Below are 13,275 nucleotides of genomic sequence, written 5' to 3' on the forward strand. Positions count from 1 at the left end.
TTGAAAAAGACATACCAAATATGAAAGGCCTATATATTAAAACTTACGGCTGTCAGATGAACGTTTATGACTCCGTTTTAATGGAAAATGTAATTAAACCTTTGGGGTTCAACGTTGTTAGTGATGCAGGGAAAGCCGATTTAGTGATACTGAATACTTGTCACATTAGAGAGAAGGCAGCAGAAAAACTTTACTCAGAGCTTGGGAAGATTCATTCGTTACGAAAAGAAATGACTATAGTGGTGGCTGGGTGTGTAGCGCAAGCAGAGGGAGAAGAAGTGTTCAGAAGGGCTCCTTTTGTTGATATTGTTGTTGGTCCGCAGAGTATCGCTACCTTACCGGAGCTGATAGTCAAAGCAAGCAGAAGTAAAGGTCATGTAATAAACACTGATTTTCCTGAAGTTGCAAAGTTTGATAAATTGCCAGATGAATGCTATGGCAATAGCCAGGGGTCTTCTGCGTTTCTTGCCATACAAGAGGGTTGTGATAAATTTTGTACGTTTTGTGTAGTGCCCTATACTCGTGGAGCTGAGTATTCACGGCCAGTGAATGAAATATTTCATGAAGCATTGAAATTAGTTGCAAATGGGGCAAATGAGATCAATTTGCTTGGTCAGAACGTCAATGCTTACCATGGGGAGTGCGAAGGGGAAGTGTGGGATTTAGGAAAATTAATTAGTCATATTGCTAAAATTGAAAAGCTAGAGAGGATTCGTTATACAACTTCTCATCCAAGAGATATGCATGAATCTCTCTACTTGGCACATGCGGAAGAGCCAAAGCTCATGCCGTTTGTTCACCTGCCTGTGCAGTCTGGTTCGAATAAAATATTGCACGCGATGAACAGGAAACACACTGCAGAGGAGTATTTGGAAATAATAGACAGATTTCGCAAATTGAAACCTGAAATCGAATTTTCTTCTGATTTTATTGTTGGTTTTCCTGGAGAAACCGAAAAAGATTTTGAAGAAACTATGAAATTAGTAGAAAAAGTTAGATATGCTCAGGCTTATAGTTTTAAATACAGCCCAAGACCAGGCACACCGGGAGCGGAAAGAAAAGATCAAGTACCAGAAGAGGTTAAAACAGAGCGCCTTCTTCGTTTACAGAAATTAATTAGTAAGCAACAACTTGAGTTTAACCAGAGTATGGTAGGTAAAACTATACCTGTTCTGTTTAGCGATAAAAAAGGTAAACACCAAAACCAAATTATTGGTAAAAGCCCATATATGCAATCAGTGTGCATTGATGATTCTGAAGATAAATACAGGGACAAAATAGTAAATGTGAAAGTGTTGGAAGCTCGGCAGAGTAGTTTGCTGGGGTGTGCATTTCACTGATTTTAAGCAGCGTTAAATATAAATCTTAAGCAAAGAGTATTGAAAAAATGCAATCATAATCTTTTTCAAAAGTTACAAAGTTTAATTGCTACCTCTGCTGAACGGGTACCTTAAACCTACAAATTTGAGCTTACCTATATCAATTTTTTGTACAAGATGAGTTAGTAACAACTTTATGTATAAAATTGAAGAAGAATAAAAATACAATAACGAGCATTAAATTAAATATTCCCACCTTTAAAAAACCCTCTTTATATATTTCTAAAGATTCTAAATAATTTATTTTACCGTTTACTGAAGGAACTGACATAAATTTTGATATTGCAACTCCGGCTAGGTTAGAAAATGCTAACGACATCGTTGTTATACCCATTACTACTCCTTTAAAATTTGGGGGAGCTAGTGCAGTTGATTGTTCTAAAACTAAGGGAGCAATGCATAATTCTCCCAGTCCCATAAAGGAGATAGCAATTATTAAATATAAGTATTCTACTTTACCTTCGCTGTTAGAGTTTAAACATCCTATGTACAGTGTGAAAAAACACATAGCCATTGTCAGAAGGCCAAGGGTAAACATGGAAGTTGCATATTTTTGCTTAAACTTCATGTATGTTCCAAAAAGAAAGCCAAGTATTATAATTGATAAAGGATTTATGGCTTGAGAAACTGAAGCTGGAATTGTTATACCTAATACATTGTTAATAACGTTTCTTTCGGTGAATAAGTTAACCAAAGAGCCAAGCTGCATTTCTAAAGCAAAAAAACACAAGAAAAATACCACAAGAATAGATAATGCCACTAATTTTCGTCTTTGTTCTGCTGATAATTTAGATATTATATAAATAAATATGCCTAGAGCTGTTATTCCAACAAATATGAGCATATTAGTAAAAAATTCACTATGTATAAGCATTTTAGCAATTATTGATGATGACAGAAAGCTTCCTATCAATACTATACCAAAGATTTTAATCCCTAATATGCGCTTATTCATAAGCTCTGGATAAGGAGAAAGGCCGCTATCTCCTAAAAGACTCTGAAATTTGAGAAAAAAGATTAGCCCTATAGACATCCCAATGCCAGCTAAACCAAAGCCGTAGTGCCAACCAAATAAGTGGGCTACATAACCACATGAAATAGAAGCCAATATTGCTCCAAGGTTTATACCTACATAAAATAAAGTAAAGCCTCTGCTACGTTCAGGATCGTCTTTGCCATAGCATGAACCAAGTAAGTTAGTTACGTTTCCTTTAAACATACCAGTACCTACGGCTATTAGAGATAAACCTAAATATAATAAACCTGGTTCAAACTCAACCAATGACATGCAGGCATGACCTGCTATCATCACTATCCCTCCAAGCAATACCATGTTGCGGAATCCCATCAACTTATCAGCTAAAAAACCTCCAAGTATTGGTATAGCATAACCTGTTGCAGCAAATAATGAGTAAATAGTAAAGGCCCTCTCATCAGTGAAACCTAAGTGAGAAGTCAAAAATAGGACCAAAAGTGCCCTCATTCCATAGTAAGAGAAACGTTCCCACATTTCAACAAAGCACAACATTTTTAAAAATTGTGGAAACTTATCTGTCTTCTGATCCATAAAATACCCCTAAAGCTTGGGTTAATGTTAAGTAAAACAATAAAAACTGCAAGTAAAACTTAAAAAAAGGTATTGGAAACTCGGCAGAATAGTTTGTTGGGGTGTGAGCTACGGAAATATTTTTGAATTTGTAATTTTTCAGAAAGCCCTATATTCTTTAGTTTTACATAGCGAACATGAAGTCAAAGCATTATCCTGATACAGTAAGTAGTCCTGATTTTTCATCGTTAGAAAAGGAAATCATAAAATTTTGGCAGGAAAACAAAGTTTTTGAGCGGTCAGTTGAAGAACGTTCCAAGGATAATTGTTTTGTCTTTTACGATGGGCCTCCGTTTGCAAATGGACTTCCGCATTATGGACATTTACTCACTGGTTTCATCAAAGACGCATTTGCAAGATATCAAACTATGCTTCAAAAAAGGGTTGAACGTAGATTTGGCTGGGATTGCCATGGATTGCCGGCTGAGATGGGTGCAGAAAAAGAACTTGGAATATCTGGTAGAACTGAGATAGAGAAGTTTGGTATAGATAAATTTAACGATCATTGCCGTACTTCTGTGATGAAATTTTCATCAGAGTGGGAAAAATATGTCAATAGACAAGCAAGATGGGTAGATTTTCACAATGACTATAAGACCATGGATAAATCATTCATGGAGTCGGTCATGTGGGCATTCAAGCAGCTTTATGATAAGGGTCTAGTGTATGAATCAGTGCGCGTTGTTCCATATAGCTGGGCGTGCGAAACTCCATTGTCTAATTTTGAAACAAGACTAGATAACGCGTATAGAGAAAAGACTAGCAAAGCTGTAACTGTTGCATTTGAGCTTTTAGAAAACCCACAGCAGTTTAAAAGTGTTAAACGAAAGTGTAAATTACTTGCTTGGACTACAACTCCCTGGACGTTGCCGAGCAACTTGGCTTTAGCAATAGGAAAAGATATTAAGTATTGTGCAGTGTCAGTCCACCCTTTGATGTCATTCCAGCGCGTGACGCTGGAATCTATTTCTGGATCCCAGTGTCGAAGCACTGGGATGACAGGGGAGGGGGCTACTGGGATGACAGGGGATAATGCAAAAGATCTAGTTAACGATGAAGTTTACATCTTCGCTGAAAGTTATTTAGGGAAATTTGTCAGCCACTGTGAACAAAGCAATATTCCATATGAAAACTGCAATATAAAATTTAAAGCAGATGATCTTGTAGATCTTTCCTATAAGCCGCTGTTTGATTACTTTAAAGATACAAAGAATGCATTCCGTGTTTTTGTTGCTGATTATGTTACAGGAGAAGATGGTACTGGCGTTGTACACACTGCTCCTGGATTTGGTGAGGAAGATTTTTACCTTTGCCAAAGTCATGATATTCCAGTTATTTGTCCAATTGATAACAGTGGAAAATTTACTGCTGAAATTTCAGATTTGGCAGGGGTTCATGTTTTTGATACCAATGATACAGTAATAAAAAAATTAAAAGAGCAAGGGAATTGGTTTAAAACTGAACAATATATTCACAATTATCCACACTGCTGGAGAACTGACACTCCTTTGATCTATCGCACTATGCCTTCTTGGTATGTTGCTGTTACAAAATTCAAAAGCAGAATGGTAGAGCTAAATAAGAGAGTTAATTGGATACCAAACCACATTAGAGATGGTCAATTTGGAAAATGGCTTGAAGGGGCACACGACTGGTCAATTTCACGCAATCGATTCTGGGGTACGCCAATCCCTGTATGGAAATCAGATGATGCGAGATATCCAAGAGTAGATGTATATGGTTCAATAGAAGAACTGGAGAGAGATTTTAATGTTAAAATAGACGACTTGCACAGACCATTTATCGATACTTTAACAAGACCAAATCCTGATGATCCAACAGGAAAATCAGTTATGCGCCGTGTACCTGACGTGTTTGACTGCTGGTTTGAATCTGGCTCGATGCCATTTGCGCAAATCCACTATCCGTTTGAAAATAAGGAGTGGTTTGAATCTGCGGATTTTATCACTGAATACATAGCGCAAACCAGGGGGTGGTTTTATACGCTCTTTGTATTGTCCACTGCTTTGTTTGATAGGGAACCATTTAAGAACTGCATATGCCACGGTGTTGTTTTGGATGTAAAAGGGCAAAAGTTGTCCAAACGTTTGAATAACTATGCAGATCCAATGGAGGTTTTTGATAGATATGGTTCTGATGCACTGCGTTTTCTTATGCTTTCTGGATCTATTGTTTGTGGTGGTAATTTGCTGCTTGATAAAGAGGGAAACTCAATACGAGATGTTCTGAAAAACGTAATAAAACCTATTTGGAACAGTTATCACTTTTTTACTATGTATGCAAATGCAGATGGAATTAAAGCTGAAGTTTGTAAGGATTATCAAAGTACTATTGATCACTACATGATTTCCAAATGTTTTGAAGCTATAGAAAGTATCCAAGCTTCTATGAATAGCTATAACTCCCAAGAGGCTTGCAAAATTTTAATGAACTTTTTTGAAGTGCTAAATAATTGGTATATTCGTCGCAGTCGCGAGCGTTTTTGGAAAAGTGATTTGGATCAGGATAAAACTGATGCTTATAATGTTCTATATACGGTTTTTTATTACATACTAAGAGCTGCAGCTCCTTTGTTGCCACTTATAACAGAGAATATATGGCAAGGGCTTAAGTATGAAGAAACATCTGTTCATTTGGCTAATTTTCCACAATTAGAGAAGTTTGATAGTCAGCTCATTGCCAAGATGGATCTAGTGAGAGAGGTGTGCAACTCTGCACTTTCGATCAGAAACACTTTTAATATACGTATCAGACAGCCGCTTGGCAGTATGATCATTTATCATCAGTCTTCCTGTAGTTTTCTTGAAGGTGAACCGCTTTCTGTCATCCCAGAGTTCTCTCCTGTTATCCAAGTAGCTGACACTGGGATCCAGTGTGCTGCAGATTCAAATGAGTACCAGGAGATGATAAAAGATGAGGTAAATGTAAAAAAGCTAGAGTTAGTAAACAGGCTCGAAGGTATTGCATCACTAGAGTTAAAATTAAATTTTCCTGTGCTTGGAAGAAGAGTTCCAGATAAAATTAAGAAACTAGTTCAATATGTCAAAGAGGGGAAATGGTGGCAAGTTGAAAATGAGCAAATATTCCTCGGAGATGAAACAGAGAACTATACTATAAAAAAAGGCGAATATGAACTATTGTTAAAAGCAAACAGTGAATTTTCCTCCGTGTTTGATAATAACAGAGGAATTGTGATTCTGAACACCACTTTAAATGATGAATTAATTCTAGAGGGGCTTGCAAGAGATGTCGTGAGACTTATTCAGGAAACTAGGAAACAAGCTGATTTTCATATATCTGATCGAATTAAGGTGATCATAAAAACAAAAGATGAGAAAATTAGGAAAGCGACAAGTAAATGGAGTGAATACATAAAAGAGCAGACTCTTTCCTTATCTTTAGAAATTAATACAGAAATTGGAACTAACTTTTATTCTAAGGAATATCAGGATTTAAGTGTTGGTATTAAGTTAGATTGTCAGTAGTTGAAAATCGTCAGTGTTTGTGCTATACTTAAGGTAATTGGATAAGGTTATGGTATGAATGCTGTTGTAGATTGTAAGAAAGTTGTTGACTTAAATAACAATAGTGATGATTTAGGTAAAGTAGAATCTATTTCCAATGTTACTTTGGAAGAGGAAGAGTCTTTTGATGCTATGGAAGCTGTTTCTAATGTAGAAGAAGGGAATGATTTAGGTCTTGCTACTTCAGAAGAGGAAGAAGAATTTTTTGATGCTGTGGAAGAACAAGAGCCGTTAGCTAATTTTAACGTTCCACTCAGTATATTTCATTATAAAGATTATAACTCTGATTTTTTTACTTCTTGGTATAATATATCAAGTAGAATATTTAAAGAGGTAAATCGAGCTTGCCCGGAGAAGAAAGTATTAAATTTAGCTCTATCAGTTTTAATGTTTCCTTATATAGTTTTCACTGCGTTAGGATTAGCCGTATATAATAAATTAAAAACAAATGATAAGACACAAATCAGTTCAGAGGAGAATAAAACAAAAAAAAGTGAAGTAAGTGAAAGTACAGCAAAAAGACTGGCATATGGTGTTCTTGCTGCAATAGTGATTCTTGTTAATATAGCTATGCTTGCAGCATTACTTATTCCTGCAACAATTGCTTTGGCTACTTTTTATCTTTTAAATAGAGATTTATCTCACTCTTTAGTTACTGCTCTTAAAATAAGTATGGGGCGGTATTCTAATAAGCATCAAAATATTGAGGTGTCTTTTCATGAAAAGGAAGTTACTGGACCAAATATTGCGTGGGATATGGAAATAGAATTTCCACCGCAATTTAAACGATTGCTTAGAGATTTGTATGAAAATGAAAATAACAAGTGGTTTGATGTGACGCGGGATTCAGAGCATAGCATCGTACTGAAATTGTCAACTAACATCAATTTAAAAAATGGTCTTAAGCCCTTACGCAATGAAATCAAGGATGTGCTTGCAACTTCTATTCAAGAATTTGCGAAGACTATGGAAGAACTGATAAAGCTAGAAAAGAAAGAGATTACATATGATAAATTGAAGGAATTGTTGGACGAATTCAGGTTAAAAGTGGTAAGTAGCATAGATTTTAAGTTGACAACTCACTTAATATACAACGCCTATCAAGTTGCCTTTATACAAGCAGTTAGGTTTCAGCTGGATAGACGGAAAGAAGGTTTTTCACTGGAAGATGAGATAAAAAATTCTTTAGTGAGACAGGAATTAGAGAGTCAAGGTAAGGAATTACCAGGTGAGAAAGAAGTGATAATAAGAGATCTGAAAAAAGCAGGAGCAAAAGTACCGGATGTTTTAGATGATAGTGAGCTTCCTATATTTAAAGCAGAATGGAAGCGGCTTAAAGAAGAAGGGAAGATAGCTAAGAGAGCAATTATTGATGTTTATAAATATATACATAGTAGAGAAACAGAGACAGCTCTAGGTAATGCTAAAGAAGAGATTAATCTTTTAAAAAAAGAAGGACAAAAAAGATATATTAGGATACATGAAAAATTGAAAGAAATATATGGAGATGTAAAAAAGAATAATTTAGCAGGTGATGTTTTAAGAAGAAGGTTAGAAGGTCTTTTTAAGTTCGAGTATGATGATCAAGAAGTTGAGCAAAGGCTAGTAAAATCAGTAATGAAAAAAGCCAAGGGTGAGTTAGGCCTATTAGGCATGCTCAGCTTAATAGACCAGTTTCGGGATTTAGAAAAGGAGATAAAAGGTTCTTTGAGTGAGAATTTAAAAGAAGCTTCAGATAAAGTAAATGCTTTTGTAGCAAAGATATATTTAGAAATAACGAAATGCAAAAAACAAAATGTACTCAAAGGCCAAGCAAAGGGTATAGAGGATTCATGTAAGCTGTTAGAGGAAAAGGAGCCGGATTTAGTACAGAGGATTAATGCGCACCGAGCGGAAATTGCAGAATGCTTAGAGCAACCTATATCGTTAAGGAAAGTAATAGAAGAAAATGAGGATTTAAACAAATATTTAGAAGGTGAGCGAAATAGGAAAGGAGAACAGCATCCAAGTACAAAATTAATAGAGAAGCATTTGAAAAATAACCAAGAAATTCTCAAAGCATTAAAACAGTTAGAATTAGAAGAAAAAGGATTGTTGATAAATGAAGAAACAAAAAATGATTATATAGAAGAACTAGAATCTCGCGAAAAAATAAAGTTTGCAATAATAGAGGATGATTTACTGAAGGAGTTCGAGCGTGAAACTTTTAACGAAGAAGCAGTTAAGAAGTTGTTAGAGGAAGCGGAACTTGAATACTATTTGGCAGAAAAATGCATAAAAAGTCCTGTGATAAAAACAAAAAATAATATCAAGCACTTTTATCAAGGTTTATTGTCTCCTTTGATAGATAATTTGACAAAAGATATAATAAATAATATACCAGGAAATAGTGAAGGTTGTATACAGAAAGTTAAGAACTGGAGTAAAGTTATGTTTGGTGCAATAAAGATTGGAGCATCAAATGCTTATAAAGAGACTACAGAGAGAAAAGCGTTAAATGTGGCACATAATACTTATAAAGAAGGAGAGACATTTCTTCAATGTTTTCAGTCAAATTATGAAGGTATTGGAGCCTTTTTAGGTAATTTATTTTCTGATGATGGGGTAACATTTAAAAATGATGTGTGGCCTAAAATAGAAGAGCATTTGCATGGAATGTGGGATGGATTTTTCAAGGATATTGAATTCAATATTGGAAATAAATTGGATGAAGTAAGTGTGACACAGCAACGGCAGGAAACTATGATTGTGACTCAACGATAAGTTCTCAAAGTTCCTTCGGTATTTTCACATACTAAATTAACTATAGCACTTGATTCTTTTTGGATCTCTTTTTCAGTTAAAGTGTGAGTTGGAGAGCAGAAAGTAACTGACAATGCTATAGACATCTTATTCGATTCTATATTATTTCCATGGTATACGTCAAATACTAAAACTTCTGTGATGAGCTCTGAGCTTTTTTTTACCACATTGATTATGTTACCTACTTTCACATCCTTATTTACAATAAATGCAAAATCACGTTTTACACTTTGGTATTTATAATCGATAAATTTCTTTCTACTTACAGGTAAATTTTCAATATTTTCTAATATCACCTCAAAACCTACAACTTTTTGCTTGATATCAAAAAGATCTAATATATTAGGATGCAACTCTCCAAAATAACCTGCTACTTTATTCTTAAAAGAGAGAGTGCCTGACTTTCCTGGGTGATAATGTTCTTTTTCTGCTCTCTCTATCGTTAAATTATCACAATTGACGTTAAAAAACTCCAAAGCTGCTATGCAATCAGCCTTTGCGTCAAAAACATCTACTTTTCTATCAGTATTATAATGGTTTCGCGGTAAATTATTTCCTGTTCTTATCCCACTTAAAACATGTTTAGACCGAGCTTCACCATCGTAAATCGGCCCAATTTCGAAGATTGCAAGATCAGATATTCCATGGGCAATATTATCAGCAGTAACTTGCAATAAATTTGGCATAATACTTGGTCTCATTATATTAAAGCTATTGTTAAACGGATTATCGATGATAAATAACTTATTCGAGTAACCAAATTTTTCAGCTGTTGATTCACTCATAAACGACCAGGTTAGCACTTCATGAAACCCTCTGTTTGTCATCAAAATACGCAAATTGTCGTATGTACTATCTACTTCTTCAACATTATTTGGTAGTGGTTCTTCTTTTATTTTGTCATAGCCGTATATCCTTGTTACTTCTTCGATTAGGTCAGCAGGTATTGTCACGTCCGGTCTCCAGCTTGGTACTTGTACATTCCAATTGCCTTCGGTTTTTTTATCAATACTAAACCCTAGTTTCGTTAAGATATCAAGCACCTCATCAGGCGATACAGACACACTTCCAAACTTGTTCACATCCTGATAATCAAAGCTCACCTTGGTGTCAGCACTATCTAAACTGCCAGCAGACACTACGCTTGAGGTTTCTCCACCACATAAGTCCAGAATCATTTTAGCTGCAAGGTTGAGTCCATCAAAAGTAAATCCAGGATCAACTGAACGTGCAAATCTGTAACTAGCGTCTGTGGAGATGCCGAGCTGCCTTGAAGATTTAGTAATAGAGATGGGATCGAACCAAGCAGACTCTAAAAAGATATCAGTAGTTTCAAGAGTACATTCACTGCACTTACCACCTATAATTCCAGCAATTCCATGAATATTTTTATCACCTGCAATAACGCTTATGTCTTTGTTTAATAAGTATTCTTTACCGTTCAAACCAGCAAATTTTTCTCCGTCGTTTGCTTTGCGTACTGTGAGCTCTCCTTCTATTTTTTTTGCATCATACGCGTGCATTGGGCGGCTGAAAGATATCATAATATAGTTCGTGATATCAACTATTGCAGAAATGGAGCGCATTCCTATCGATTCCAGCCTATCTTTTAACCATTTTGGGCTTTCTTGATTTTTTACATTGGCGATGTATATTCCACTAATAAAACTTTCCCCGTCAGTAACTTCAACATCGATTGGTGAATTTATGGAGCTGGTAAGTTGTGGAATGCTTAAAGTCTTTAATGTCCCAATTCCAGTTGCAGCAAGGTCGCGAGCTATTCCATAAATGCCTAAGCAATCTCCACGGTTTGGAGTAACATTTATATCAATTACAGGGTCACAATTGAAAAATTTATCCCCTACTTTATAATCATCGGAAAGCTCGATTATTCCTTCACTTTCCTCTTGAACCAGCGCAAGTTCAGAAGCAGAGCAGAGCATCCCTTCACTTAGCATTCCTCGTATTTTTGTGGACTTAATTGTGAGATCACTTTCTGGCAACGTGCTACCAAGAGATGCAAGTACAGTTTTCATACCTTCTCTAACATTGTTTGCTCCACAGACTATTTGTAGAATTTTACTTCCATCATTTACTTTACATAATTTTAATTTATCAGCATTTGGATGAGGTACGACTTCTAATACCTCTGCAACAATAAACCCAGTCAATCTGGAATTATCGATCACATCTTCTACTTCTAACCCTATGTGAGTTAATTTATCGGTAATTTCTTCTAAACTAGCATTGGTTTCTAAGTGTTCTAATAACCAAGATAATGTGAATTTCATGGACCTAAAAAGAAGTGAAAAAGTTATTGTAATGTAAAATGTAGTGATTTTAAAGCTTATTGTAGTGGAATGAAAAGTGACTTCTGTATCACAAGCAATGATGCAGAAGTTTTTGTAACTTTATATCTTCTTGTAAAGAGAATTTATCTTCTTTATATCACCTTTTAAATCTATCTCCGTAAAGGATTTAAGATTCATATTGTGGGTATCTGCATGGAAGCTATGAATGTAGCCATCTATAGTTAAGTCTCCTATCATATTATGGCTTTCATCTAGTATTTCGCTTCCTATTTGATAATGGCCAGTATATTCGTTAAAGGAACCATCTGTCAATTTGATGTATCCGTTACCAAATTCCTGCTCTAAATTTAAAGGATGATTAGCGTTAATAAAATCTATTTCGTTCATTATATACCTCACTAAAAATTAAATTATAATTAAAATAAGATGTTAAGTTAAATAATTTAATAAGATTAGTAAATTTTAAAATACAGAGCTGACTGTAATTAACACTCTAATTACATATTTTGTTAATGTATCAATGTTATAATAACACAGAGCCTTATCTTAACCCTTGACTTTGTCCTATAAAATTCATACTTTATTTACTGTTATAGTTCAAGTACATAGGGTCAAAATGGCGTTAAATCCGCTAGAGCAATTTAAAGTATATACAATAATAGAGTTACCTAGGTTATTTGGGTATGACGTAAGCTTTACCAATTCATCTTTTTTCACGATGATTTCGGTGATATTGATGATACTCTTTTTGCTTTTTGGAATAAAGAAGGGGTCAGTAATACCAGGATATTTGCAAGCTGCAGTTGAGTATGTATATGATTTTGTTATTTCAATAATAGAAAATAACACTGGAAGCAAAGGCTTGCAGCACATTCCATTGATATTCACAGTATTTATTTTCATTTTATCGTGTAATTTAGTTGGTGTTCTTCCTTATAGTTTCACGGTCACAAGTCATGTGATAGTCACCTTCGCTTTATCGATGGTGGTTTTTATTTATATAACGATTGTTGGATTTAAAGAAAGGGGAGTAGAATTTTTACGCATATTGCTACCAAAAGGAACTCCTTCGTGGCTTGCACCTATAATAATTATTATTAAGTTGTTTGCTTATTTAGTAAGGCCGGTTAGCCTATCAATAAGGCTTGCAGCAAATATGATTGCTGGTCATACAATCATCAAAGTGATAGCAGGGTTTATTGTAAATATGAACATATTTTTCACTCCTGCGCCGTTTTTGTTCATAATTGCATTGATAGGATTTGAAGTATTTGTTGCAATTTTACAAGCTTATATATTTACTATATTAACATGTGTATATTTGTCAGATGCAGTAAAGTAATTGACTTCCTTGTAGAATATTTTACAATTATATTATAAAGAAAAATTAAAGGTAATATATGGATTTAGTAGCTTTAAAGTTTATAGCAATTGGTTTAGCTGTGTTTGGAATGCTCGGTGCTGGTTTAGGTATAGCTAATATCTTTTCTGCTATGTTAAATGGGATTGCGAGAAACCCTGAATCAGAAGGTAAAATGAAAAGTTATGTTTATATTGGTGCTGCCATGGTTGAAATCATGGGATTGCTTGCGTTTGTACTTGCAATGTTATTAATATTTGCTGCTTAACAG

Annotated in this window: 8 protein-coding genes; 5 read left to right on the top strand and 3 right to left on the bottom strand. The window is 34.9% G+C overall.

All coding sequences use genetic code 11. From position 1 onward, the window contains the following. Positions 1 to 20 precede the first annotated feature (20 nt). A complete protein-coding gene (miaB, locus tag OPR21_RS02950) occupies positions 21 to 1,340 on the top strand; it encodes a tRNA (N6-isopentenyl adenosine(37)-C2)-methylthiotransferase MiaB (protein WP_006279599.1) in 1,320 nt (439 codons plus the stop codon). Positions 1,341 to 1,479: 139 nt separating this feature from the next. Here miaB and OPR21_RS02955 read toward each other — a convergent pair whose 3' ends face one another. Next, on the bottom strand, positions 1,480 to 2,946 hold the full coding sequence (locus tag OPR21_RS02955) for a peptide MFS transporter (RefSeq protein ID WP_265030161.1): 1,467 nt from the start codon (positions 2,944 to 2,946) through the stop codon (positions 1,480 to 1,482). A gap of 176 nt (positions 2,947 to 3,122) precedes the next feature. Between OPR21_RS02955 and OPR21_RS02960 the strand changes: the two genes are divergently transcribed. Then, on the top strand, positions 3,123 to 6,491 hold the full coding sequence (locus OPR21_RS02960; protein ID WP_077188076.1) for a class I tRNA ligase family protein: 3,369 nt from the start codon (positions 3,123 to 3,125) through the stop codon (positions 6,489 to 6,491). Between the two features lie 54 nt (positions 6,492 to 6,545). Then, positions 6,546 to 9,293: a coiled-coil domain-containing protein gene (locus OPR21_RS02965; RefSeq protein WP_265030162.1), complete on the top strand. Its 2,748-nt coding sequence runs from the start codon at positions 6,546 to 6,548 to the stop codon at positions 9,291 to 9,293. Here the strand turns inward: OPR21_RS02965 and pheT are convergent. After that, a complete protein-coding gene (pheT, locus tag OPR21_RS02970; protein ID WP_265030163.1) occupies positions 9,284 to 11,623 on the bottom strand; it encodes a phenylalanine--tRNA ligase subunit beta in 2,340 nt (779 codons plus the stop codon). The two genes, OPR21_RS02965 and pheT, sit on opposite strands and share 10 nt — an antisense overlap. 120 nt (positions 11,624 to 11,743) lie before the next feature. Further along, positions 11,744 to 12,031 carry a hypothetical protein gene (locus OPR21_RS02975; RefSeq protein ID WP_077188073.1) on the bottom strand — a complete coding sequence of 96 codons (288 nt, stop codon included), beginning with the start codon at positions 12,029 to 12,031 and terminating at the stop codon, positions 11,744 to 11,746. A gap of 229 nt (positions 12,032 to 12,260) precedes the next feature. Here OPR21_RS02975 and OPR21_RS02980 point away from each other — a divergent pair, with 229 nt between their 5' ends. Together OPR21_RS02980 and OPR21_RS02985 are read left to right on the top strand one after the other, a co-directional pair. Next, positions 12,261 to 12,986, top strand: coding sequence for a F0F1 ATP synthase subunit A (locus OPR21_RS02980; RefSeq protein WP_022626288.1), 726 nt, complete (start codon positions 12,261 to 12,263; stop codon positions 12,984 to 12,986). Between the two features lie 58 nt (positions 12,987 to 13,044). After that, on the top strand, positions 13,045 to 13,272 hold the full coding sequence (locus OPR21_RS02985; protein ID WP_006014985.1) for a F0F1 ATP synthase subunit C: 228 nt from the start codon (positions 13,045 to 13,047) through the stop codon (positions 13,270 to 13,272). The last annotated feature ends 3 nt before the right edge of the window (positions 13,273 to 13,275 follow it).

Source organism: Wolbachia endosymbiont (group A) of Philonthus cognatus (assembly GCF_947251755.1).
Taxonomy (GTDB): domain Bacteria; phylum Pseudomonadota; class Alphaproteobacteria; order Rickettsiales; family Anaplasmataceae; genus Wolbachia; species Wolbachia pipientis.

Coding starts and splice junctions, on each gene's coding strand:
- OPR21_RS02955 (WP_265030161.1), bottom strand. CDS start 2,946: ATGGATCAGAAGACAGATAAGTTTCCACAATTTTTAAAAATGTTGTGC.
- OPR21_RS02960 (WP_077188076.1), top strand. CDS start 3,123: ATGAAGTCAAAGCATTATCCTGATACAGTAAGTAGTCCTGATTTTTCA.
- OPR21_RS02985 (WP_006014985.1), top strand. CDS start 13,045: ATGGATTTAGTAGCTTTAAAGTTTATAGCAATTGGTTTAGCTGTGTTT.
- pheT (WP_265030163.1), bottom strand. CDS start 11,623: ATGAAATTCACATTATCTTGGTTATTAGAACACTTAGAAACCAATGCT.
- OPR21_RS02980 (WP_022626288.1), top strand. CDS start 12,261: ATGGCGTTAAATCCGCTAGAGCAATTTAAAGTATATACAATAATAGAG.
- OPR21_RS02975 (WP_077188073.1), bottom strand. CDS start 12,031: ATGAACGAAATAGATTTTATTAACGCTAATCATCCTTTAAATTTAGAG.
- OPR21_RS02965 (WP_265030162.1), top strand. CDS start 6,546: ATGAATGCTGTTGTAGATTGTAAGAAAGTTGTTGACTTAAATAACAAT.
- miaB (WP_006279599.1), top strand. CDS start 21: ATGAAAGGCCTATATATTAAAACTTACGGCTGTCAGATGAACGTTTAT.